21 protein-coding genes and 1 other RNA gene are annotated in these 25729 nt (G+C 36.2%); 7 read left to right on the top strand and 15 right to left on the bottom strand.

The window, feature by feature from the left end; genetic code table 11:
• The first annotated feature begins 13 nt into the window (after positions 1 to 13).
• The 5 genes from gatB (at position 14) to NF867_RS00475 (ending at position 4748) form a co-directional block, all read left to right on the top strand.
• The gene (gene gatB / locus NF867_RS00495; RefSeq protein WP_252585519.1) at positions 14 to 1480 is read left to right on the top strand and encodes an Asp-tRNA(Asn)/Glu-tRNA(Gln) amidotransferase subunit GatB; all 1467 of its coding nucleotides are present in this window, start codon (positions 14 to 16) and stop codon (positions 1478 to 1480) included.
• Positions 1481 to 1546: 66 nt separating this feature from the next.
• A complete protein-coding gene (locus tag NF867_RS00490) occupies positions 1547 to 2083 on the top strand; it encodes a TlpA family protein disulfide reductase (RefSeq protein WP_252585518.1) in 537 nt (178 codons plus the stop codon).
• Between the two features lie 101 nt (positions 2084 to 2184).
• A complete protein-coding gene (locus NF867_RS00485) occupies positions 2185 to 2871 on the top strand; it encodes a response regulator transcription factor (RefSeq protein WP_252585739.1) in 687 nt (228 codons plus the stop codon).
• Complete coding sequence (locus NF867_RS00480; protein ID WP_252585516.1) at positions 2868 to 3905, top strand: sensor histidine kinase; 1038 nt, start codon at positions 2868 to 2870, stop codon at positions 3903 to 3905. The genes NF867_RS00485 and NF867_RS00480 overlap by 4 nt, the downstream gene beginning before the upstream one ends.
• 123 nt (positions 3906 to 4028) lie before the next feature.
• Positions 4029 to 4748: an RluA family pseudouridine synthase gene (locus NF867_RS00475; protein ID WP_252585514.1), complete on the top strand. Its 720-nt coding sequence runs from the start codon at positions 4029 to 4031 to the stop codon at positions 4746 to 4748.
• 83 nt (positions 4749 to 4831) lie between these two features.
• Here the strand turns inward: NF867_RS00475 and NF867_RS00470 are convergent, their stop codons facing one another.
• Positions 4832 to 5923: a mannose-1-phosphate guanylyltransferase gene (locus NF867_RS00470; RefSeq protein WP_252585512.1), complete on the bottom strand. Its 1092-nt coding sequence runs from the start codon at positions 5921 to 5923 to the stop codon at positions 4832 to 4834.
• Positions 5924 to 6527: 604 nt separating this feature from the next.
• Between NF867_RS00470 and recQ the strand changes: the two genes are divergently transcribed.
• Positions 6528 to 8717, top strand: a complete 2190-nt coding sequence (recQ, locus tag NF867_RS00465; protein WP_252585510.1) for a DNA helicase RecQ — start codon at positions 6528 to 6530, stop codon at positions 8715 to 8717.
• On the opposite strand, the gene NF867_RS00460 is transcribed toward recQ, so the two are convergent.
• The 14 genes from NF867_RS00460 to NF867_RS00395 form a co-directional block, all read right to left on the bottom strand.
• Positions 8714 to 9118: a thiol-disulfide oxidoreductase DCC family protein gene (locus NF867_RS00460; RefSeq protein WP_252585508.1), complete on the bottom strand. Its 405-nt coding sequence runs from the start codon at positions 9116 to 9118 to the stop codon at positions 8714 to 8716. The genes recQ and NF867_RS00460 overlap by 4 nt on opposite strands.
• A 5-nt stretch (positions 9119 to 9123) precedes the next feature.
• Positions 9124 to 9558 carry a DUF6526 family protein gene (locus tag NF867_RS00455; RefSeq protein WP_252585506.1) on the bottom strand — a complete coding sequence of 145 codons (435 nt, stop codon included), beginning with the start codon at positions 9556 to 9558 and terminating at the stop codon, positions 9124 to 9126.
• A gap of 12 nt (positions 9559 to 9570) precedes the next feature.
• The gene (locus NF867_RS00450; protein WP_252585504.1) at positions 9571 to 11493 is read right to left on the bottom strand and encodes an OmpA family protein; all 1923 of its coding nucleotides are present in this window, start codon (positions 11491 to 11493) and stop codon (positions 9571 to 9573) included.
• Between the two features lie 98 nt (positions 11494 to 11591).
• Positions 11592 to 12215 carry a 7-carboxy-7-deazaguanine synthase QueE gene (locus NF867_RS00445; protein ID WP_252585503.1) on the bottom strand — a complete coding sequence of 208 codons (624 nt, stop codon included), beginning with the start codon at positions 12213 to 12215 and terminating at the stop codon, positions 11592 to 11594.
• A gap of 177 nt (positions 12216 to 12392) precedes the next feature.
• Positions 12393 to 13274 (bottom strand): bifunctional 5,10-methylenetetrahydrofolate dehydrogenase/5,10-methenyltetrahydrofolate cyclohydrolase, encoded by an 882-nt coding sequence (locus NF867_RS00440; protein WP_252585502.1) that lies wholly within the window; start codon positions 13272 to 13274, stop codon positions 12393 to 12395.
• A gap of 83 nt (positions 13275 to 13357) precedes the next feature.
• On the bottom strand, positions 13358 to 15145 hold the full coding sequence (gene lepA / locus NF867_RS00435) for a translation elongation factor 4 (RefSeq protein WP_252585501.1): 1788 nt from the start codon (positions 15143 to 15145) through the stop codon (positions 13358 to 13360).
• 134 nt (positions 15146 to 15279) lie between these two features.
• On the bottom strand, positions 15280 to 17487 hold the full coding sequence (locus NF867_RS00430; RefSeq protein WP_252585496.1) for a DUF4954 family protein: 2208 nt from the start codon (positions 17485 to 17487) through the stop codon (positions 15280 to 15282).
• A 16-nt stretch (positions 17488 to 17503) separates the two neighbouring features.
• Positions 17504 to 19339 (bottom strand): glutamine--fructose-6-phosphate transaminase (isomerizing), encoded by a 1836-nt coding sequence (gene glmS / locus NF867_RS00425; protein ID WP_252585495.1) that lies wholly within the window; start codon positions 19337 to 19339, stop codon positions 17504 to 17506.
• A 490-nt stretch (positions 19340 to 19829) separates the two neighbouring features.
• On the bottom strand, positions 19830 to 21206 hold the full coding sequence (locus NF867_RS00420) for a sigma-54-dependent transcriptional regulator (RefSeq protein WP_252585494.1): 1377 nt from the start codon (positions 21204 to 21206) through the stop codon (positions 19830 to 19832).
• Between the two features lie 58 nt (positions 21207 to 21264).
• Positions 21265 to 21695, bottom strand: an RNA gene (gene rnpB / locus NF867_RS00415) — RNase P RNA component class A.
• A gap of 13 nt (positions 21696 to 21708) precedes the next feature.
• The gene (locus NF867_RS00410; protein WP_252585490.1) at positions 21709 to 22128 is read right to left on the bottom strand and encodes a c-type cytochrome; all 420 of its coding nucleotides are present in this window, start codon (positions 22126 to 22128) and stop codon (positions 21709 to 21711) included.
• Between the two features lie 28 nt (positions 22129 to 22156).
• Positions 22157 to 22816 carry an SCO family protein gene (locus NF867_RS00405; RefSeq protein ID WP_252585489.1) on the bottom strand — a complete coding sequence of 220 codons (660 nt, stop codon included), beginning with the start codon at positions 22814 to 22816 and terminating at the stop codon, positions 22157 to 22159.
• Complete coding sequence (locus tag NF867_RS00400) at positions 22797 to 23267, bottom strand: hypothetical protein (protein ID WP_252585486.1); 471 nt, start codon at positions 23265 to 23267, stop codon at positions 22797 to 22799. Before NF867_RS00400 ends, NF867_RS00405 begins: the two co-directional genes overlap by 20 nt.
• A 150-nt stretch (positions 23268 to 23417) precedes the next feature.
• Complete coding sequence (locus NF867_RS00395; protein WP_252585485.1) at positions 23418 to 23864, bottom strand: DUF1569 domain-containing protein; 447 nt, start codon at positions 23862 to 23864, stop codon at positions 23418 to 23420.
• A gap of 407 nt (positions 23865 to 24271) precedes the next feature.
• Here NF867_RS00395 and NF867_RS00390 point away from each other — a divergent pair, with 407 nt between their 5' ends.
• Positions 24272 to 24979 (top strand): hypothetical protein, encoded by a 708-nt coding sequence (locus tag NF867_RS00390; protein WP_252585481.1) that lies wholly within the window; start codon positions 24272 to 24274, stop codon positions 24977 to 24979.
• Positions 24980 to 25729: the final 750 nt, after the last annotated feature.

Here is a 25729-nt window from a genome sequence, read left to right as displayed (position 1 = left end):
TTTGCGTAAAGCTATGAAGAGAAACTCTGTTTACGATAATTATGAATTAGTGGTTGGTTTAGAGGTGCATGCGCAATTGTCTACCAATACAAAAATATTTTGTGCCGACTCTGCTGCATTTGGTGCTCAGCCAAATTCTAATATAAGTCCAGTTTCACTTGGATTGCCAGGTACATTACCTAAACTAAACGAAAAAGTAGTTGAATATGCGGTAAAACTAGGTTTGGCAACCAATGGAACCATTAATAATTACAATGCCTTCGACCGAAAGAATTACTTCTATGCCGATTTACCCAAAGGTTATCAGATTAGTCAGGATGCTAAGCCTATAAGCGTTGGTGGTTACATAGAGGTGAATTTGAAAGATGGTTCAAAAAAGAAGATCCAGTTACATCACATTCATATGGAGGAAGATGCAGGTAAAAGTATGCACGACCAGGATCCTTTTAATTCATGTATTGATTTGAACCGGGCAGGAGTGCCTTTATTGGAAATTGTTTCGGAACCTGATATGCGCAGTTCGGAGCAAGCTGTACTATACCTTACTGAAATGCGCAAACTGTTACGTTATCTGGATATATGCGATGGTAACATGGAAGAAGGCAGTATGCGATGTGATGCAAATATCTCTGTAAGGCTTAAAGGAAGCAATGTATATGGCACTCGTTGTGAAGTTAAGAACATGAACTCAATAAAAAATGTTCAGCGAGCGATCGAGTACGAATTTAAACGGCAAATTGATGTTTTAGAGGCCGGAGGTACTATTAGTCAGAATACATTGAATTTTGATGCCAGTACCGGCGTTACATCTGTGTTGCGAACCAAGGAGATGGCAAATGATTACCGATATTTTCCTGAACCTGATTTATTGCCAGTAGTTTTAACAGATAGTTATATTGATGGAGTAAAAGCTGCATTGCCCGCATTGCCAGAACAATTAATTAGAAAATATACCACAGATTTTGGCCTTCCTGAATATGATGCCATTGTTTTAACAGACAACAAATACTTGGCTCAATATTTTGAAGAGGTCATAAAATTCACCGAAAATTATAAATCGGCAGCAAACTGGATAATGGGAGCTGTTAAATCATACTTAAATGATCAGGGAATAGAAATTAATAAATTCATCCTAAAGCCTAGTAAATTGGCGGCAATCATTAATTTAATTGATGCTGGACGAATCAATAACTCAGTGGCAAACCAGCAGGTTTTTCCAGAGTTATTAAAACACCCGGAAAAAGATATTGATCAACTTGCCCATGAGCTAGGCGTATTTATTGAAGGCGATGATGATGAATTGATCGGTTTTATAGATCAGGTTATTACTAAATATCCTGATAAAGTGAAAGAATATCATAAAGGCAAAAGGAATTTGATAGGAATGTTTATGGGTGATGTGATGAAGCTTTCAAAAGGAAAAATTGATCCGAAATCGGCAAATCAATTGATAATTGATCGACTTGAAAGGCATAAATAAAATTGTTTTTAATGATAAAGGACTTTCTGAGAATAAAACCTCAGAAAGTCTTTTTATTTTTGACCCATGCGCTTTGTTGTTTCACTGCTAATTATTTCATCGTTCTTATTATGTTCTTGTTCATTTTCTGGTAAACAGGAAAAGGATACTGTGTTGAGAGCCGCTAATGGGATGCCTATAGGTAATAATGAAGGCTTTATGGCTCCTGAAATTCAGCTTGCTGACATCAATGGAAATAAAGTGGATTTGTCATCATTAAAAGGAAAATATGTTTTGATTGACTTTTGGGCGTCATGGTGTCAACCGTGTATAGAAGAAATACCTGAACTGAAAAAACTATACTCGTTTTATCATTCCAAAGGTCTTGAAATTTATGGTGTTTCACTCGATAATGACAGGAACCGTTGGGTGAAAGCCATTTCTGACCACCAAATGAACTGGGTTCAGGTATCGGATTTGAAGAAATGGCAGTCAGAACCGCTTGTATCTTACGGTGTAGATGCTATTCCTTCTAATTTTTTATTGGATAAGGAAGGTAAGATCATTGCTAAAAACCTGCATGGAGACCAATTGGAAGATTTTTTTAAGAAATTGTTCAATTAACAACTATCTGATATTAACTCTTTTTTACTTCTTAACAAATTCTTAATATAGGATTAACAAATTCATTCAATTAGCAATTTACTTTTATGGAAAATTCAGATATGACAACACCGAAACAGAAAATTCTAATTGTTGACGACGAACCAGATATTTTAGAATTAATTGAATACAATTTAAAGAAAGAAGGATACCAGGTATTTTTAGCTAATAACGGGCAAGAAGCCGTAACTACTGCCAAAAAGGTAATGCCCGATTTGATTATTTTGGATATAATGATGCCTAAAATGGATGGAATTGAAGCCTGCCGATTAATGCGTAGCATGCCGGAGTTTAAAAATACCTTCATGGTGTTCTTAACTGCCCGTAGCGAAGAGTATTCAGAAATTGCAGGATTTAATGTTGGTGCCGACGATTACATAGCTAAACCAATTAAACCAAGAGCACTGATAAGCCGTATTAATGCCATTTTACGTCGCAATGTATATTCTGATGAGAATTACGAAAACAAGCTTGAAATTGGTGACCTCGTAATTGATCGTGAAGCCTTTGTGGTTTATCAACAAGGGAAAAAAATTATTCTTGCAAAAAAAGAGTTCGAACTTTTATACCTTTTGGCATCTAAACCAGGCAAGGTGTATACCCGTGAAATTATTCTTAAAAACATCTGGGAAGACTCGGTTGTGGTTACAAATCGTACCATAGATGTGCATATTAGAAAATTACGAGAAAAGTTAGGCGATTCATACGTAACCACCGTAAAAGGGGTAGGATACAAATTTGAACTATGATAAAAAACCCAACGCCTCGTATCATCGCATTTTTAACAGCTACCATTTTATCGTGTGTTGTTGGACTTATATCTCTACTATTTAAATCAGCATTTCTTGAAGTAATTATTGAAATAGTACTAAACTTCGGCGTATCCTTTGTACTTACTTTATACGCTTTAGAGTTTTTCATTTATCGAAAGATTAAGCTGATCTATAAAAATATCCATCATTTAAAAACTGGTAAAAGCGACCCCATTTTTCCTCCATTATTTAGTTCGGGTGATGATCCAATAGCTGGTGTTACGAAAGATGTTTTAGATTGGGCACAAGATCAAGCAGTTGAAATTGAACAGCTTCGACAGAACGAAACATTCAGGAAGGAATTTTTAGGGAATGTTTCTCACGAGCTTAAAACGCCAATTTTTAATATCCAGGGGTATATTAACACCTTATTGGATGGAGCCATGGAGGATCCGGAGGTTAATCTTCATTTTCTATCCAAAGCAGCCCGTAGTACTGATCGCTTAGCCGCTTTAGTTGAAGATCTTGAATCAATATCCCAGCTTGAATCAGGTTATCTGACTATGGAAACTGAAACATTTGATATTTATGATTTAGTGAAGGATGTGTTGGATTCGATGGAGTTTATGGCCCATGATAAAAACATCTCTTTTGGCTTTAAAGATGGTTCAGATGTTCCATTTATCGTTGAAGCTGATAAATCCCGTATTCGTCAGGTACTCGTTAACCTAATTTCAAATTCAATTAAGTATGGTAACAATGGAGGCTTTACCACCGTTGGTTTGTATGATATGGATGAAAACATTTTAGTTGAAATTACTGATAATGGGATAGGAGTTGAGCCAGAGCATTTAGCTCGATTATTTGAGCGTTTTTATCGTGTGGATAGAAGTCGGTCTAGAATGGAAGGCGGAACAGGCCTTGGACTGGCGATTGTAAAGCACATTATTGAAGCCCATAATCAAACGATTAATGTAAGGAGCAGCGTTGGTGTTGGAACTACTTTTGGCTTTACCCTAAGAAAGGGTTAAAAGAAATCATGAATTAGTTTTTTCTAAACACTTCTGCTAATAGCTAAAAGTCAAGTGCTGATAGCTATTTTCTTTTTTAGTACTTTTGTCGGCTTAAAAATATAAAATACCGACAGTTATTGCATGAAAATACCTTCTTTTAAAGACCTGATATTATTTGAAAACGACGAAGTAATAGTGATCAATAAACCACCGCTAGTAGCTTCTGTTGATGAACGCACAGGAGGCGAAATCAATATGTTGCGTATGGCCAAAGGATATTGGGACGATGCGCAAATTTGTCACAGATTGGATAAAGAGACTTCTGGCGCATTGATTTTTGCTAAAACCCCTGAAGCATATCGTTCAATATCAATGCAGTTTGAACATCGGGAAGTGAAAAAGATTTATCATGCCGTAATTGATGGTACTCATGCGTTTGATAATAAGCTGGTTGATCTTCCTATTGCTAACCTTGGGAAAGGCAATGTGGTAATTGATAAATATGAAGGTAAAAGAGCTGAAACAGTTTTTACTGCTATAAAATTTTATAAGCACTTCACCTTGGTTGAGTGCCTTCCAAAAACGGGACGTATGCACCAAATCCGGATTCATTTGGCTACCCAGCGTGCCTCTATTGTGGCTGACGAAATGTATGGGGGGAAATATCCTATGCTTTCGAAATTTAAAAAAGGTTATAGGTTGGCAAAAGATGAAGTAGAGCAGCCTTTAATTCGCCGTTTTGCTTTACATGCCTATGAAGTAAGCTTTAAGCTGTTAAATGGCGAAATATTAACAGTAAAGGCTGATTACCCGAAAGACTTTGCCACATTACTTAAACTGCTTGATAAATTTGACATGTAATTAATATCAAACTGAATATAAACCAAACAGCCGTTCAAAAATAATTTGAACGGCTGTTTGGTTAGAAAAATTTTTGCTAGCTATTAGAGATATTTTTCTCCATATTTTTGCTTTATATCGGCAACAATTTGTTTTACTTCCTGTTCTTCTGATTTTTTGCAGATCATCAATACATTGTTAGATTCAACAACAATATAACCATCCAAACCTTGCAGTACCACCAATTTATCAGTTGGTGTTCTCACTATACAGTTTGCAGAGTCATACATAATCACCTTGTTCGAATCAATAACAACATTGCCCACATAATCTTTCTCTTTCTTTACCTCATATACTGATGCCCAGGTACCCAAGTCACTCCATCCAAAATCACTTGGTCGTACATAAACATTTTCAGCTTTTTCCATCACGCCATAATCGATAGATATATTTTTGCAGCGAGTATAAGCTGTTTTAATAAAATCCTGTTCTTTACTGGTGTTAAGAAATATTTTTCCTTCAGCAAAAATCTCATTTACCTCGGGCAAATGCTTTTCAAAAGCTTTCAAAATGGTAGTTGCATTCCAAACAAAAATGCCTGCATTCCAAAGAAAATCACCACTGGCAATAAATGTTTTAGCAAGATCAAGGTCTGGTTTCTCGGTAAAGGTTTTTACCTTATAGAAGTTTTCACCAACCTTTGTGCTAGTGTGTTGAATATAACCATATCCGGTATCTGGTCTGCTCGGAACAATACCTAACGTAACCAGAAAATTGTTTGCTTCAGTTAATTTTAAAGATTCGCGAATAGCATCTTTAAAGGCTTCTTCTTGTAATATTAAATGATCAGAAGGTGCGACTACAATACATGCATCAGGGTTTTTCTTTGCAATTTTATGACAAGCGTAGGCTATACATGGTGCGGTATTTCGCATTACAGGTTCGCCCAATATATTATCATTAATAGCTTCTGGTATTTGTTCTTTAATTAAGGAGCGGTAGCTTTCATTGGTAACAAAATAGATGTTTTCTGGTGGGCAAATCTCTTTAAACCGGTTAAATGTTTGTTGAATTAAGGTTTGACCAGTTCCGAGAATATCAATAAACTGCTTAGGATAATTGCTTCTGCTAACAGGCCAAAATCGGCTCCCAACGCCGCCAGCCATAATTACAATGTAATGATTACTATTTGCCATTCTATTTTAAGGCAGATCTCTATTCCTTCTTTCATAAGATGAGTAAGTAGAAACGTATCTGCTATTTATTATCAATTAGTGAGAATATTGTTTGTATAGTTAATCAGCATATCCATTTTGAAATAATTTCAATGGTATATCAGGCAAACCATAGTTGCAATGGCGCGCAAGTTAGAAAAGTTTTCATTATTCTACCAAATAATAAAGTATAGCTTCTTATAATTCAAAATATTTAAATCTACTAGATTGAAATGGCCTGAATGCGGTTTGTTTTACTAATCTTTTAGTCAGAATATTAGATGATTTTGTGAAATTGTTAATTTGACTGAAAGCAACAGATTTAATGCTAACTCATTAGTTATTAACACAGAATGATCTTATGACGTTAGAATGATATTAAGGATTGTTTCGAAGTTGTTATTTGTGTAAGTTTGTGGATCAATAAAGCATCCGCTTCGATCTGAAGCATTCATTTAACCGAATCCGATACTTGCAATTGTTTAAAGATTTAACTATTGGGATGTTTTATTATGTGCAAAATTATGTTATTTTTAATTTAGCAAACTAATCCAAACCATAATATTACTTAACTTTTTCTCGAATAATGGAGGTTAAAAAGTCGCTGTTTGATAACTTGCAGAATTTTTTTGGGTTTGAAAAATTTAAAGGAGAGCAGGAAGCAATCATCACCAGCATACTTTCAGGGAATGATACATTCGTGATTATGCCTACTGGTGGGGGTAAGTCAATGTGCTACCAACTACCCGCGTTAATGAGCGATGGCACAGCCATCGTAATATCGCCGTTAATAGCATTAATGAAAAACCAGGTTGACCAACTGCGCGCTTTTGGAAGTTCAGATACCATTGCTCATTTTTTAAATTCATCTTTAAATAAAACTGAAACCGCCAAGGTAAAACAAGATGTTTTATCTGGTGAGACAAAATTGTTGTACGTTGCCCCTGAATCTCTTTCAAAACAAGATAATATTGATTTCTTAAGGGATATTAAAGTTTCTTTTGTCGCAGTTGATGAAGCTCACTGTATTTCTGAATGGGGTCATGATTTCAGACCTGAATACCGCAAAATTCGCCAAATTATCGGACAATTAGGTGAGAATATTCCAATCATTGCTTTAACTGCTACGGCAACTCCTAAGGTTCAGCAAGACATACAGAAAAACCTGCAAATGCAAAATGCAGTAGTTTTTAAATCTTCTTTTAATCGCTCTAATCTTTATTATGAAATTCGTCCTAAAAAGAATGAATTAAAAGAGATTATTAAATATATCCGAGCCCAAAACGGTAAAGGTGGTATTATTTATTGCCTCAGTAGGAAAAAGGTTGAAGAAGTTGCAGAAACACTCAATATAAACGGAATACCTTCCCTTCCTTATCACGCTGGATTAGATGCAAATACACGAGCTACCACACAGGACAAGTTTTTAATGGAAGATGTGCAAGTGATTGTTGCAACAATCGCTTTTGGGATGGGAATCGATAAGCCCGATGTTCGTTTCGTGATTCACTACGATATGCCTAAGAGCATGGAGGGTTATTATCAGGAAACAGGACGAGCTGGTCGTGATGGTGGTGAAGGTAATTGTATTGCATTTTACGATCAGAAAGATATCGACAAGCTGGCCAAATTTATGAAAGACAAGCCGGTTTCGGAACGCGAAATTGGCACCCAAATATTGAATGAAGTAATTGACTACGCCGAATCTTCAGTATGTAGGAGAAAACAGATACTTCATTATTTTGGAGAAAGTTTTAATGAAAGCGGTTGTTCAAACATGTGTGATAACTGTCGGCATCCGAAAGAAAGATTCGAAGCAGAACAGGATCTTCTTACATTATTAAAGCTTATTCAAAAACTCAAAGAGAATTTTGACGCCGAGCATATTGTGAACATTCTTGCTGGTCTTGAAGACGCTGAAATGAACACTTTTAGTCACGATAAACTTGAAGAGTTTGCCACGGGAAAAGATCGGGGAGTTTTAGTCTGGAAATCGGTGGTTAGACAAGCGGTGATTCATAACTTTTTACTAAAAGATATCGACAGCTATGGTATTTTAAAGCTAACTAAGTTTGGTAAATCGTTTATCGAAGCGCCTTATTCAATAAAATTCATCTTAAATAATGATTTTGATAAGATTCAAGCTACTGATGATAATGAGGTCAAAGCCGGAGGAGGTGCATTAGATGATACTTTACTTGGTTACCTGAAAGATCTTCGCAAAAAAACAGCTAAGCAAAAGAATATTCCTCCATTTGTTATTTTTCAGGATCCGTCTTTGGAGGAAATGGCGAGTCAATATCCTGTAAATCTTGATGAATTGAAGCAAATTTCGGGGGTTGGTAACGGTAAAGCTATTCGTTACGGTGCCCCATTTGTGGCTTTGATCAAGCAATATGTAGAAGATAATGACATTGATCGCCCGCAAGATATGGTGGTTAAGTCAACCGTAAACAAATCAAGTTTAAAAGTATCCATTATCCAAAACATAGACAGGCAAATCCCTCTTGACGATATTGCTTCATCAAAAGGATTGGGAATGCAGGGTTTGATTCAGGAAATCGAGAGTATAGTGTTATCAGGAACAAAACTCAATTTGGATTATTACATCGATGATGTAATTGATGAAGAACGGCAGGATGAGGTGTTTGATTATTTTAAAACAGCTGAGGAAGATTCGATTGAGTTAGCAATTGCTGAATTAGGAGAGGATGATTATTCAAGAGAAGAGATTCAATTAATGCGAATCAAGTTTTTATCAGAGCTTGGAAATTAACTAATAAACCTTGATGCTAATTCAGGTGTTGGAATCATGCATTGTTCTTGCTTCCCAAATAAATTATACCTGCTTTGGGCTATTTTATTATAGATCCAATCGCGAATAACCTTTGGAACAATTATAAGGACATAGAGCAAAGGGAAAAATCCGTTAAGATTTTTAAATACATAACAAACCCCGGTTGATCTCAATCGGGGTTTGTTATTATCTATCAAAATGAATGAGTTTAAATCTTGTTGATCAAGGTTAAATTCTTTGAGCAAATTTTTCCCAGCATTTGATTGTAGAGCAGCAAACATAAATTTACCTTTTGGGTCATTTTTAATAATAAACTGCACCGATTTATTACATAAGTTGCAAACGCCATCAAATAAAACGATCAATTTTTTATCCTTCATTTATGTTAAACTCTGTTAAAATCTGCTTTCCAGTTTTTAATTGATTGTTTAATCTGCTTATTGCTTAATTTTTCATTTACAGCTCTTTTCGCCAATTCAATCAATTCATCATCAGGAGCAAAACGAAGTGCAATAATTTGTCCCATACGAAGTTTATTATCCAACAATTTGCCTGTTAGAACGAAATAGCGAAGGTTTTCTTCTGCTCTAATAGCTCTATCTTGGGCACGTAGGGCGAATACTCTTAAATAGTAAAAAGCTAAAAAAGAACAAACGAATAGTAACAGAATTAATGAGGCACTATAAAGATTTCCGTTTGAATTAAATGACTCTATCAGATTTATGATTGAGCCAATAAATCCGGCCAGTAAGAGAAAAAATAATAATCCATGATACCCTTTAACCAATTGGGCGTGATTTGAGTAGTTTTGGTTTGACATTTTTAGTGTAAGTTATTGAATACTAGTTATTTTCAATTCTGTTCTTCGGTTATTGGCTTTTCCTTGCGGTGTTTCATTTGAATCTATTGGCTGGTTTTCGCCAAAACCTTTATACGTAAACCGTTTTGGATTAGGTATTGAACGCAATAAATAGCCATAAACAACTTTAGCTCTGTTTTCTGATAGAAGCAGGTTTGATTGATCATCGCCAACATTATCAGTATATCCAGAGATTTCAATTGCCACTTGTGCATTACTCTTCATAAAAGCAACTACCTTTTGTAATTCAATCATTGATTCAGAACTTAATTTGAATGAATTTGTTTCAAAAAAAATGTTCTTCAGTACTATTTTTTCACCAACTGCAATTTCTTTCAAAGGAGCTTTTAAGCAAACCACATTTGTGTTATCGGCGTCTACCGTTGAGAAATATCCGGAGTAAAATAAATAACCTTCACGCGAAACATTAACTGCATATTGATTTCCTTGTGGTAAACTAGCATAAAATTGTCCAGATTCGGAATTTGAAACAGATCGGTAAACTGTTTTACTTGTTTTGAGATTCTGAACTTCAACAACTGCATCTAACTTTTCTTTTGTCTTTTCATCAAACACAAAACCTTTTATAAAAGTTAATGCTTTAGGCTTTAATTTTTGAGGAATATCAAATGAGTAAAGATCATGCCCGGCTTTTCCAGCAGTATTATTAGTAGAAAAGTATCCTTTATTGCCATTGCCAGTTACAACAAGACAAAAATCATCCATATTGGTATTTATAGGATAGCCCACGTTTTCAGCCAGCGTCCAAGCGCCGTTTTCATCTTTCCGTGATATATAAATATCGCTGTTACCCATTCCCGGCCAGCCATTTGAGCTAAAATAAAGTGTTTCATTATCTGGGTGAATAAATGGCGATTGCTCATCCTCTGTAGTGTTGATATTCGGCCCTAAATTCTCTGGCTCACTCCAGGTGCCGTTGTCTTGTAAATACGATTTCCAAATATCTATCTTACCTAAACCTCCTTTACGATCACTGGCAAAATAAAGGGTTCTTCCATCGGGGGCCAGGCAGGGCTGTGATTCCCATGCTCCTGTATTTACGGGTGCGCCAATATTTACAGGCGCAGCCCATTCTGTGCCTTCCAATCGAGAATAATAAAGGTCGCAGCGACCATAACTTCCGGGAGCATTACATATGGTCAATAAAAGGTATTGCCCGTCAGAGGATAAGCTTTGTGCTCCTTCGTTTAGATATGGGGTATTAATATTACCACTTAGCTTAACTGCAGATGTCCATTGATCGTTTATGAATGTGCTTGTATAAAAGTCTTCATTGTTGTTAGCTTTACGGGTAAAAATCATTTGTTTGCCATCAGCTGTTAGGCTAGGAAGGTATTCGTCTGCATTAGTGTTGATTGCTCCGCCTAAGTTTTTAGGGGTAAAAGGTACCGGATGTTTTAGGGCTTCAATTGCGAATTTACAATCTGCCTGGTATTTCTTTGCCTGAGGGATGAATTGCTGAGGTTTATCAGCATACATCATGAATTTTTCAAGATATTTCTTAGCATAGCTGTAATTGCCTTTTTTAACTTCAATTTCTCCCAGAAAATAATAATCCTGCTTTGCAAAGTCGGGAAAAAGGGTTATTACTTGCAGATAGTTTTCCCTAGCTTTTTCATAATTCTTTATAACGCGGTAGATATCTCCTAAGCGCTGGTAAGCATCGATAAATGATTTGTCTGCAGCAATGGCTTTATTTAAAACCTCTATGGCTCCATTATAGTTTTTCGAATTCAGATAAGTATCTGACTCTTCGTAAAATTTAATGGCTTGTTTTGATTGGGTTGAATACTTAACCTGTGCATTTACAATCATTTGAGCAAAGCACAAGAATACGGCTAAGTATAGCTTCAACTTATGTGTTTCAAGCTTCATTTGTCAATAAGTTGTTACAAGATAAAACTTTTAAAACTTAAATTGAAATTAAAGCTTTTAAAATGTGGTTAAACTCTATAGAAGTAACTATTAATTACTTATGGGATATTCAGATATTTATGCGTTTGAAGTGAAATTTCCCATTTCGGATTGGCCATTACATATTCCACAATAAGAGGGGTCATTTCTTTGGCTTTACTCCACTCGGGCTGAAGATATAGTTTACATTTTTCTGATACCTGTAAAGCATATTGCTCTGCCCATTCAAAATCTGATTTATTAAAAACAATTACCTTTAGTTCATCTGCCACAGGTAAAATATCTGGACGGGGAGCTTTGAATTTTTTTGGCGAAAGGCAAATCCAATCCCAGCTTCCCGAAAGAGGGTAAGCTCCTGAAGTTTCTATAAAAGTTTTGATTCCTTTATTTTGAAGTTCTTTAGTAAGGTATTCCAGGTTATAGATTAATGGCTCTCCTCCAGTAACAACCACTGCTTTTGAAGGATATTGGGAGGCATGGTCCACAATTACATCAGCTTTGGTTAAAGGGTGAAGTTCAGCATCCCATGATTCCTTTACATCGCACCAATGGCAACCCACGTCGCAACCGCCCAAACGTATAAAATACGCCGCTTTTCCGGTGTTAAATCCTTCTCCCTGGATGGTATAAAATTCCTCCATCAAGGGTAATAATGTTCCATCTTCTGGTACCAGTACCGACATGCCTTAATTTTTTTGAGCCGCAAAGATAAGAATGTTTGGCCATACAGAAGCTATCTCTCTATAAAGTAGGTAGGGATATTACAATCAGATGATCTTATCTAAGATGTTTTTCATAAAACAAAAAAGCTGTGAAGTTATTAACAACACAGCTTTCCAGTTTATTTTTTTAATCAATTTTTATTGATAGATCTCTTTTTTTGCGGCAGCCAAAGTGTTTTTCAGTAAGCTCACAATGGTCATTAAACCAACACCGCCGGGGACCGGGGTAATAAAAGAAGCTTTAGGAGCTACTTCATCAAATTTAACATCACCTTTTAATTTAAACCCTGATTTGGTTTCACTTGATTCAACGCGATTTATTCCCACATCAATTACAATTGCTCCCTCTTTCACCATATCAGCGGTAACAAACTCGGCTTTACCAATTGCAGCAATTAAAATATCTGCTTTTTTGGTGTATTCGGTAATATCAGGAGTTTTACTATGCACCATGGTCACGGTACAGTTACCTGGTGTAGTGTTACGCGCCATTAAAATGCTCATAGGTGAACCTACTATATTACTGCGACCAATTACAACACAGTACTTACCTGTAGTATCAATTCCATATTCCTGAAGCATTAATAAGATTCCGTATGGCGTTGCCGGAATAAAGGCAGGTAAATTACGCTGCATACGACCTAAGTTAATAGGGTGGAAGCCGTCAACATCTTTGCGGTGATCAATGGCTTCTGTAACCTTTTCTGCGTCGATATGTTTAGGTAATGGTAACTGAACAATGAAACCATCAACACCCTGGTCATTGTTCAACTCATCAATTTTCTTTAGTAATTCAGCTTCTGAAATAGTAGCATCATATCGAACCAGAGTTGATTTAAAACCAACCTTTTCACAGTTCTTCATTTTGCTGGCAACATAAGTTTCGCTGGCTCCATCATTACCTACTAAAACGGCAACCAAATGAGGTTGGCGACCAGTTTTTCCAGTAAAATCAGCCGCTTCTGCAGCTATATCATTTTTTAGTTTTTCAGAAACTAATTTTCCGTCGAGTAATTGCATTTCTTGAACCCCTAAATCCCCTAAAGGGGACTTTTCTATATCGTTATAAATACCCTAAATTCCCCCTTTAGGGGGTAAGGGGGTTAATCTAATTTAAGTACTGCCATAAACGCCGATTGTGGAATTTCTACTGAACCAACTTGGCGCATACGTTTCTTACCTTCTTTTTGTTTCTCCAATAGTTTACGTTTCCGCGAAATATCACCACCGTAACACTTAGCTGTTACATCCTTACGCATTGCTTTTACGGTTTCGCGAGCAATAACCTTAGCTCCAATTGAAGCCTGAATAGCAATTTCGAATTGTTGACGAGGTAATAACTCTTTTAACTTTTCGCAAATCTTTTTACCAAAGTTATACGCATTGCTTCGGTGAATTAGTGACGATAACGCATCAACCGGATCACCGTTAAGTCGAATGTCCATTCTTACTAAATCAGACTGGCGATAACCAATTTGATGATAATCGAAAGAGGCGTAACCTTTAGAAATTGTTTTTAATTTGTCATAGAAATCAAATACAATTTCGCCCATAGGCATTTCAAACACCAATTCAACACGATCAGAGGTCAAATACGACTGATTTACAATTGTTCCTCTCTTTTGAATACAAAGCGATAAAACAGGCCCAACAAAGTCGGATTTTGTAATAATATTGGCTTTGATATAAGGCTCTTCAATAAGGTCAAGCTTACTCGGATCAGGCAGGTCAGAAGGGTTATTTACAATAATTTCTTCTTTCCCTTTTGTCATGTAGGCTTTATAAGATACGTTGGGAACTGTGGTGATTACGGTCATTCCGAATTCACGTTCTAAGCGTTCCTGGATAATTTCCATGTGTAGCATTCCTAAGAAACCACAACGGAAACCAAATCCAAGGGCTGCTGAAGATTCAGGCTCGAAAACAATGGACGCATCATTTAACTGAAGCTTGTGCATTGCTTCTCGGAGCTCTTCAAAATCTTCAGTATCAACCGGGTAAATGCCGGCAAATACCATTGGTTTTACTTCTTCAAAACCGATGATTGCTTCCCCCGGGTTATCAACTTTGGTAATCGTATCACCAACTTTCACCTCTCGAGCTTCTTTAATACCCGAAATGATATAACCTACATCCCCGGTTTTAATAACGCTCTTCGGTTCTTGGTTTAATTTTAAAGTACCAACTTCGTCAGCGATATATTCTTTACCGGTAGCAACAAATTTTACTTTATCGTTTTTACGAATTTCTCCGTTGAGTACTTTAAAGTAAGCGATAATACCACGGAATGAGTTAAAAACTGAATCAAAAATCAAGGCTTGAAGCGGACCATCAGGATTACCAACAGGAGCAGGAATACGTTCAACGATTGCTTCAATAATTTTATCAACACCTAATCCTGTTTTACCAGAAGCCGGAATAATTTCATCACGATCACAACCAATTAAGTCAACAATTTGGTCTTTAACTTCTTCAGGCATGGCGCCAGGAAGATCCATTTTATTCAAAATAGGAATAATATGAAGATCATGTTCTAGCGCTAAGTAAAGATTTGAGATTGTTTGGGCTTGAATTCCTTGTGATGCATCTACAATTAATAAAGCACCTTCACAGGCTGCAATTGAGCGAGAAACTTCATACGAAAAATCCACGTGGCCCGGAGTATCAATCAAATTGAAGATATAATTTTCTCCTGCCACTTTATATTCCATTTGAATTGCATGGCTTTTAATGGTAATTCCACGTTCTCTTTCTAAATCCATATTATCGAGCAACTGTGCCTGGGCATCACGCTCGCTGATGGTTTTGGTGTATTCTAATAAACGATCAGCCAGGGTACTTTTACCATGATCAATATGGGCAATAATACAGAAGTTACGAATGTTCTTCACTCAAAAGTTATTTAAAAGTCAACTGTTATGTTTTGGAAGCTTTTTAAAGTCTATAAATACGCCAAAAAACAACAGGCTGCAAAAATACGCTTTTAACGCATATTTTCGCAGCCTGTCTAATATTTAATCAATTACTATAGAACGTTTACCGCAAGTTTGTATTCAGTAACATGTCCAAGAAATTTTACATAATTGTTTTGGACTGTTTTAATGAACTCATTATCATTTATGCTTCCAACCACCATTTCCATCTCTTTTTCATTATCGTATGGTAGTTTTCTGAATTCATTTATATAATCCTTGTTGCGTGAATCAAACGTCCGATCTTTAACTTTTTCAGCAATTTCAATGGCCCAATCCAACCAGCTGTTCCATTTATTTTCAATTTGTTCAAGTGAATATACCTGGTGCAGATCTTTTAATGCAGCAAGTGCATACTCGGCTTTTCGCTGTTCATAATATCGTTGAAGATAATTATAATGATCATGGATCTTGTTCCAACTGTTTATGGAACCCTCTTTAATCTTGTTTTTAAGTTCCAAAAGATCGTGCTCAGCTATTAGTTGTCCTCCCATATTTATCCATTTGCAACGTTTAGTTTCACCTAGGCGTGCTATAATTTGTTGCAAATTGCTAAGCTTATGTGTTCGTGAAAATTGTATCAATGTTTTTATTGCAAAATAATGAACCATTTCCCTATACGAGCTGTATGCTTCTCCTGGTTTTAATATGATCGACTTACGACTACTAGCTTCAATCGTTCCACCTAAAACTTCAATCTGACTAAGCTTCTTACCTGCATTTAACAGGAATGAACGGCCAATCTCTTTCAATGGACTTCCCGCCTGGCCATTTAGCTCTTTTTTGCGAGATTGATCCATGCCTGTCCAAATTTCAAGTTGCTCTATCGCCGTAAAAATTTCTTCGATGGTATCAGGAGCGAGGTAGTCGAATTCAAATTCCTGGTATTTAATTTTGCGGGCATCACGCGCTAAATATTTCCATGAGTTACGGGCCAATGCATACATATTATACATCCACCAATAAGCCGGAATTATTTGAAGCAAATGATCACGTTCATTAATTGTGACTAATGAGAAAGGGAGTGCTATATTTAGTTCAGCCGGATATGAACCTTTTGCTAAAAGTGTAAACGACGCAAACTTACTGTTATGTTTTAAACTAACACATAAGCCTGGCCAAAAGCCTCTGCCTGCAACAATCTCTCCATCATTTGCTCTTGAGTTATGGTTAGAGCCAATGGTGGCACCCGCTGCAATATTACTCTGACCTAAAACTGTTGCCGCAATTAAAAATGAGTTATTGTGGTGTTGTTCATGTCCAGGGTAGATCAAACAATTCAAAACCTCACAACATGAAATGGTGGAGTTTTCTCCTAAAACTGAATTGATCAGACGAGCACCATATTTAAGCGAAGAGTTATTTCCTAATGAGAAACGTACAGCTTTAACACCATAAAATATTTTGCAACCGTAACCTATTATACCATTTACCAATTCTACACCTTCACCAATTTGGGTACAACTTTCGAAGTTACTGTTGATAGTAAGGTTTTTAAGTTTATTTGCTCCTTTAATATAGGCTCCATCACCAACTATTACGTCTTTTATGATCTGGCAGTTTTTGATAACACATTGTTCACCTATGGTTCCATAATAGCCACGATTTGAAGGAAACTGATTCTGTGTAATTTCCAACAACTTCTGCATCAGCTCTTCATCGTCTCTATATTTCGACCATAAAAATGCATCACTAGTTAGCATGCCATCGAAAGGTAGAATTTTTCGACCCCCGTTTTCATTGCAGATTTCCAGCCATATGCGTATAGATTCATCTTCACTTTCTTTTACGATTCCATTGCCGAATTTGGCATGATTGGAAACCTGCAGTTCATGAACATTGAATAAAATGCTTTCATTACCTATAATGTAATGTGAAACATAACTGACATTGTTCAAGGAAACGTTGTTGCCCAGATCACAAGAAACAATGGTTGAATTATATAATCCAACCGGGTAACGCATATCGTGATATTCGAGAAAGTATTCTTCCAGATCACCAATTCGAATCAATCCATAGAAATTGCAGTTGCGTACATAACTAGGATTGAACTTATTGGTCACCCAGATATTTGTCCAATCGTCGGACAAATTATTATTAGCCTGTAACAGTTGGATTTCATCGCGACGAAGCTGACGGTATTTTTGTCCTCCCGATTGTTGAAAACGAATGTAGTACTCGTCCTTTCCATCGGGAATCTGGGAACCGGAAATGAAATTATGCCCAAGCTGCAGCATGGAATCTTTTCTGATCAAAGCCATAGTAGAGAGCTGTTTTTTATTCTACGGTTACTGATTTAGCTAGATTTCGAGGCTGATCAACATTACATCCTCTCAATACACCTGTATAATAAGCAAATAATTGTAATGGAATTACCGATAATAATGGAGTTAAAATTTCATCAGTTTCTGGAATTTCAAATACATGATCTGCCAATGATTTAACCATTTCATCACCTTCAGTTACAATTGCAATCACTTTTCCTTTTCGAGCCTTAACTTCCTGAATGTTAGAAACGATCTTTTCATAAGTGTGGTCTTTAGTAGCTATGAATACTACTGGCATTTCCTCATCAATCAAAGCAATAGGACCGTGTTTCATTTCAGCAGCCGGGTAACCTTCGGCATGAATGTAACTAATCTCCTTGATCTTTAATGCACCTTCCAAGGCAATAGGGAAGTTATAGCCACGACCAAGGTAAATCATATTCTGAGCATCGAGATATAAACTTGCCAGTGATTGAGTTAGATATGAATTGTCTAAGATTGTTTGAACCTTTGCCGGAATTTTATCTAATTCATTTAATAACAATCGGAAACGATCGTTATCCAGCGTTCCTTTTTCTTTAGCAACCTGTAGGGCGATCAGATATAATACTGTAAGCTGAGCAGTAAACGCTTTTGTACTAGCAACACCAATTTCAGCTCCAGCATGTGTGTAAACACCCGCATGAGAGGCGCGAGGGATTGACGATCCTACCACATTACAAATACCTAAAATTATAGCGCCCATTTCCTTCGCTTTTTCAATAGCAACAAGTGTATCAGCTGTCTCACCCGATTGCGAAATTGCAATTACCACATCACCATCACGAACCACCGGGCTGCCATATCTAAATTCAGAGGCATATTCCACTTCAACCGGAATTCTGCAGATTTCCTGGAACAGGTATCGTGCAACCATTCCTGCATTTAAAGAGGTACCACAGGCTATAATAATGATGCGTTTCGCATTACATAACTGATCAATGTACTCACGTAAACCACCTAAACGAACTTTACCTTCTTCAGCCAATAAACGACCACGTAAACAATCAAGAATTGTTTTTGGTTGCTCGAAGATTTCTTTCAGCATATAATGCTCAAAATTTCCTTTTTCAATTGCAGCTAATTCTATATCAAGTTCTTTGATATATGCATCATGTATATTGTTTTGAAGATCAGTAATAGTAAGTTTTCCGTTCTTAATAACAGCAACTTCATAGTCTTTAAGGTATACGACCTGTTTAGTGTATTGAATAATGGGTGTAGCATCAGAAGCCAGGAAGAATTCGTCTTTTCCAACACCAACAATTAATGGTGAACTTTTACGGGCGGCAATTAGCATGTCCGGATTCTTTTGAGACATTACCACAATTGCATATGCGCCGGTTACTCTGGTTAAAGCAATGCGAACAGCCTCTTCTAAAGCGCATCCAAGGTTTTCCTGTATATCTTCAATGAAGTGAATCAACACTTCGCTATCTGTGTCGCTTTCAAAAACATGACCTTTACTTAGTAATTCTTGTTTTAAGGTTGCATAGTTTTCGATGATACCGTTATGAATAATGGCCAAATCCTTTTTATTCGAAAGATGAGGGTGTGAGTTACGGTCACAAGGTTCTCCATGGGTAGCCCAACGAGTATGCCCCATACCGATTGTACTATCAATTTTATTATTTAAGGCGTGCTCTTCAAGATTAATTACTTTACCTTTTTTCTTGTAAATAGTTAAATTCGGATTCATTACAGCAACGCCTGCGCTGTCATAACCACGATATTCAAGGCGTTTAAGACCATTGATTAAAATAGGTAGTGCCTGTTGGCGTCCAACATAAGCGATAATTCCACACATAATTCTAAAGTTTTAAGGGATTAGGTTGTTGCAAGGTGAACTCATATCAGATAATCAGTAAAAAGTTGACCATCTGAAAACTTTTTAGAACAAAAATGAGACACAATGTATATGCCATTAATCAGTGCAAAATTATTTTTTTAAAGATGGTTGACGAAAAGCTTTTTAGGAGATAAGATTGAGAAATGCGAATGTCTTTTTCTTTCGATTAAAAGAATATCAAAATGGCAATGTATTATTGTGAATTATTGCTAATTTTTATGCTATACTTCAAATTTTTTTAATTTTTTTAATTAAAAGTTTAAAATAGTTATTAAACATTAAAAAATCGAGCTGTAAAATTAACCCTTTAGGTTGTTTTGATTATTTGTAGGAAAAAGGTTGTTATTTTGCTAAAATAGCAATAGTGCTAACTAAACATTGATGATTTGTAATTAAAAAAGCAGAGATTTACCCTGCTTTTTAATTTAAGTAATTAGAAAATCGATAATCAATTAACACCAATTTCTTCCCGCTTAAGGCCGAATTTTTCTATTTTACTATACAAATGACTTCGTTGTATATCTATTTCATCAGCAGTTTTTGATACATTCCAGTTGTTTTTTTCCAATTTATGCTTGATAAATTGCTTTTCGATATGGTCTTTAAATTCCTGAAATTTGGTAAAGTTTTCAAAATCAAAACCTTTCTCTTTTGTTCCCGATGATTGAGGAGAGTGAGAAAAAAGATGCACTTCTTTATCCGTGATTACCTTATCACTCATAATTATTAATCGCTCAATCATATTATGCAGTTCACGGATATTACCGGACCATTCCAAACTTTCCAAAGCTTTTAACGCTTCTTTAGTTAGCTGTTTAACCGGCATTCCGTAATCATCACATATTTCTTCAAGGAAATTTTCTGCAATTAAACTTATATCACCTTTACGCTCTTTTAATGGGGGTACATTGATAATAATTACACTTAAGCGGTGATAAAGATCTAGACGAAAATTGCCTTTTTCTATTTCTTTCAAAAGGTCTTTGTTGGTTGCTGCAATTACACGTACATCCACTTCAATTTCACGTTCGCCACCTACTCGGGTAATTTTATTTTCCTGTAAGGCCCTTAACACTTTGGCCTGCGCAGAGAGGCTCATATCACCAATCTCGTCCAGGAAAAGTGTTCCGCCATGCGCTGACTCAAACTTTCCGATACGTTGCTTAATAGCAGAAGTAAAGGATCCTTTTTCGTGACCAAATAATTCGCTTTCTATCAGTTCAGACGGAATAGCAGCACAGTTAACTTCAATAATTGCACTGCCAGAGCGATTGCTTTTTTCATGGACCCAGCGAGCTACCAACTCTTTACCACTACCATTGGGACCCGTAACTAAGACACGGGCATCTGTAGGGGCAACTCTTTCAATAGTTTCTTTGATTTTTTGGATAGCAGGAGAAAAGCCCAGGATTTCGCGGGTTTTAGAAACTTTTTTCTTTAATACCCGGGTTTCTGTGGCTAAGGCTCCACGGTCAAGTGCATTTCTAACTGTAATAAGTAACCGGTTAAGGTCAGGAGGTTTAGAGATAAAATCGAAGGCCCCTTTTTTACTTGCTTCAACAGCTGTTTCCACAGTGCCGTGCCCAGAAATCATGATAAAAGGTAGATCGGGATTAGTTTGTTGAGAGCGTGTTAACACTTCCAACCCGTCCATTTTGTTCATCTTGATGTCACACAGAACCAGGTCATAGTTGTTTTTAGCAATTAGATCGAGGGCAGTTATACCGTTGTCGGTATCATCAACTTCGTAGTTCTCATACTCAAGAATTTCGCGCAAGGTATTACGTATACTGCGCTCATCGTCAACGATTAGTAGTTTTGCCATACGGTAAATATAAAAAACCCCACAACTATTCAAAATAATAATTGTGGGGTTTTAAATAAAAAAATGCAAACGTGTAAGCCGGGTTCTGTTTCTTCCGAAATACATTTCGGAATTATCTGTCATTTATCTGGGCCAATCGTCGCCAATTGGCTCTAGCAACCTACCCTTCCCGACAGATGCTAAAAGCATCAAGGAACGAGCAATTCCTAGATCGAGATTTATTTGGTCTTTCAACTCCTGAGGTTTACCGCGATGCCGATCGCCCGACAAAGCCGTGAGCTCTTACCTCACGTTTTCACCCTTACCCCGTCCCGATAGCTATCGGGACAAGGCGGTATATTCTCTGTGGCACTTTCTGTCCCTATCCTGATTATTAGTCAGGATAAGTCCTTCCCGTTAGGAAGCAGGATGCTCTATGTTGCCCGGACTTTCCTCTCTTCCCATTCCGATAGTTATCAGAAGGGAACTAGCGACAGACCAGTTTGCATTGCAAAATTATAAATTAAGGGCACTTTTTTAAGTCTTCTTCCACTTGTTTTATAGAATACGTTGGAAGTTTATTGCCCCATGTATTAGTAATGTAGGTGATAATTTCGGCTATCTCAATGGTGCTTAAGTTGTTAGCGGGCATTATTCCTTCATACTCTTTTCCATTAACGGTTATCTTACCCTTTTTTCCGTTTTTGATTATGCAGGCCAGTTCTGAAGTATTTTGTTGTAAATAATCAGAGGCAGCCAAAGGTGGAATCAGCTGACCTAAACCCTGACCGTTATCCATATGACAATTCTGGCAATATTTCTGGTATAAATACAACCCTTCCGAATAATATTGTTTTTCTTTTATCTCTTTAGGGTTGGAACAGGCTACCAATCCAGCGACAAAGGCTGATAAAAGCAGTACTACAAAAGCTGTTTTCTTCATCGGGAGTTTAAATTTTAACAGAAGTGTTCTACTTTTTCTCGTCTTCGTTTAAAAGATTTTCAATGTCGAGAATCATCTTTTCAACTTCATCCGTATTTGTACCATTATAAACCCCTCTGATATGACGATTTTTATCGATTAGGATAAAGGCGCCTTGATGCACAATACCTCCAGGAGCGTTCTGATCTTCTTTGGCAACAGTTAAATAACTGTTTTCTGCCAAAGCATAAATAGAGTCACGGTTTCCGGTTACAAAGTTCCATTGTGTATCGTCAACCCCTAACTTGTGAGCAAATTTTTTCAATACAGATACCGAATCATGGCGAGGATCAATGCTGTGTGAGATAATACCGAAATGAGGGTTTCCTTTGAGCTTGTTGTACACCACCAACATATTCTTCTTCATGATAGGGCAAATTGTAGGGCACGACGTAAAGAAAAAGTCAGCTACATAGATTTTATCTTTAAACGTATCATTGCTAACCCATTGGCTGTCTTGGTTTACAAAACGAAATGATTGAATACTTTGATAAACTGTGTCGATAACCTCTTTGCCATTCACTACTTTTTTCACTGCTTCACGACGACCCAAAATAGGAAGCTTTTCATTGCTGGTATTACATGCAATTGTAGTTGATAATAAGGCAAAAAAAGTTAGCAGGAAAAGGTTATTTAATTTTTTGCTCATCTATGAATTGTTTTGCTTCTGAAATTGACTGATTAAACTCTTGTTTTACTTTTTCGATGTCTTCTTTACCTTTTTTAAGGTAGTTCATAATTTCTTCGTGCGATTTATTTTGAAACTTTTCATCGAGGTCGCTTGTGAAATTATGCATCCAATCAGACATGTGATTGCTGGCGGTATCAATTTTAGCGGATATTCCGGTAATCGTTGTTCTTAATGCTGAAGTATCGAGTGTTGGATTAGCCTTTTTCAGGCTGTCCATCTTAGTACCTAAAGTGTTGATCTTGTTTTTTAGCGAAAAAAGCTCTTCCTGTTTAGGCATTACCTCATCGTGAAGTGCCATACTTTCAGAAAAAAGATTTTTTTCTTGTTCCTGCTCTTTTTTCTTTTGGCTGCCACAAGAAATCAAGGCAAGCATAATACAAACTGTTAATAAAGAAGTTATTTTTTTCATGAAGGACTATTTATAAATGTTATTGCTGAATTACCTCTTATGATCAATGAAGTAAATTGAGCGAAGCAAAAATATAAAATTGTAATGGTAGATAATTATGTTAGTTATGTAAGGTTATTGTTATAGCATTCAGATAGGAAAATTTCTAAATCAACTATTGAACTGTCTTAAATGATGATCAGAGTGTTTATAAACAAAATATCCAATTTGTTCCCGCGTCATTTTTCCGAAGAACCAATGCACATAGAAGGGGTTTGAAAAATGTTCATACTCTTTAATGAGTGAGATCCACTTGGTTCTTTCTTCTTCAGTATTTCCTTGAATTTCAATTACTTTAAAATCTGCAGCCGTAGGAGCATTCTGCATCATTGGTTGGTCATCTTTCAGCATGTTCTTTAACGCTTTTTGGCCAATAATTCGTCCAATTAAAACACGTTTATAGTATTTGTTGCGTAAAAACATTTCCTCAACTAATGTACAGTGTTTAAACATCTGATAAACATTCATCTTACCCCATTGAGGAGTACTGTACTCATTGATAGCATTTATTCTGTTTATCAATTCATCTCTTGTTGACTGTTCAAAAATTGTTTTCATTTTAGTCGTTCTTTCTTTCTAATTTCTGTAATAAATTAGTTTTTGAGAATGGCTTTAAACGACTTTTTTCGGTGGCTGTCGCGACAAGGGAATGTTTAGTCTGAAAATAACCAATGTTGTTAAATTGTTATTGAAGATGGGTAAAAACAACAAAACCACCTCGAAGGTAATTGCCTATTGCCGATGATTGATAAATATAAAATCAATAAGGGTAGAATTGAGTTAAAAACTCAAGGAGTTATTTCGCACGCGTTGCAAACGCGCACGAGCTTGGGGGGTAACAGGTAAAGCTGCTCTTGATGTGACAATGGGAGCTATTGGAACATTTGGAGGACTTATTCGCTGGGGCATTTCCGGGGTATATTTCCTAGGAGATGTTTATGGTGTTTGGAGATACTGGGCGTTATATGAATGAAGTATTAGAAGGATCGGGTTCTAGTGGCGGTGGACTATCCAACTCCTTGTTAATGCGCATGGCTAAACTAAGGAAATTAGGTGCTGGAGTTGACTTTGGAAATGGAGAAACCAGGTCATTCTTAGATTTAGGAGAGAAGTTAATTCATGAAAAAGCTATTGCAGAGTTTGAAAGTAATAAAAGGGCGAATGATTATATATTAAAAACAGAACAGTATGATACAAATGGGGAGCTATTATATACTACTTTTAACTTAGTTACCGATAATGCTTACGAGGGAGTCGACATAAATGGCCTTGTCAATTTTACAAATGCTTTGTTGGGCACCACCGGTCTAATAGCAAGTGGAGTTCAAATTGCAACTTATAACGAAATTGGGCAAACTTTTAGACGTACTTTAAATCTTGCGGATGCATATGCTGCAAAAAAGATTTTTGATGGTAGTTTTGGAAAATTTTCTCAAAAACTTGGTTGGGCTGGAGTTGTAGTTAGTGGTGCGGCTCTCGCTTCAAAAGCTTTAACTGGACAGGAAATAAAAACAAGGGATTTGGTAGACTTTGGTGTAGGGGTGTTTTTCTCTGCTGTAACAATTGTAAATCCAGTCTTTATGGTTGGGGTAGGAATCTACGCTGTAGCAGACATGTCAGGTGCTTTAGATGGTTTAAAAAATGAATACCTAAATCAAACCATTTATAACTAATATTTTATGAACTTTATTAAATATAGTTGTTTTTATTTGTTTCACTTCTTTTTAAAAAGAGGAAAACCATATGAGAATTCAATAGTCTCTGCTGTATTAATGGTCTCTGCTTCTTTGTTTTTTTATTTCTTAAGTCCTCTTGTTTTCCTAAGATTGGTTAATTTAAATAAATATGTTCCAAAAACTATTATTGGAATGACAATGCCACTATTATTAGCAGTAGCATTATTAATTTATATACTATTATACTTTAATATTGAACGTCCTAATAAATTTTTGGATATTATTAAGAGGTATAGTAATGAAAATGCACGATATAAAAGTTATTGGGTAGTTTCTTTTGTAATAGGTGGATTTATAGCTTTCATAATGTCTATGATTTTGCTGTATTTTTTAACCTAGTGATAAATAATATGTAAAAAAGTATTTTAAAATGAGTTAAAGTTTAGCAAAGTCTCTAATTGAGAGACTTTGCTGCTTAAGTTATTTGAAATATAAACAGTTTAGATATAACAAAAATTGGATTATGCGCATCAAAATCCAGTGAAAGCTTTGATTGTAACAGAACCGTATCAATATTATTTCAGTTCGGCAATTGATTATGCAGGGGAAAGCAGTGGTTGATATAGTGTTGTTGGAGTGACAGAATCGGGATAAAAACTCAATGCAATATTTCGCACGCGTTTGCGAGGCTGTGTAAAAATAAGTTTTACCTATAGTTTATAAGTATGTATTTTGAGGAAAATACAG

The sequence above is a fragment of the Solitalea agri genome, from assembly GCF_023914155.1.
GTDB classification, from domain to species: Bacteria; Bacteroidota; Bacteroidia; order Sphingobacteriales; family Sphingobacteriaceae; genus Solitalea; species Solitalea agri.
Note: the sequence above shows the minus strand (reverse complement) of the source record. Positions and strands in the feature narration are given on the sequence as shown.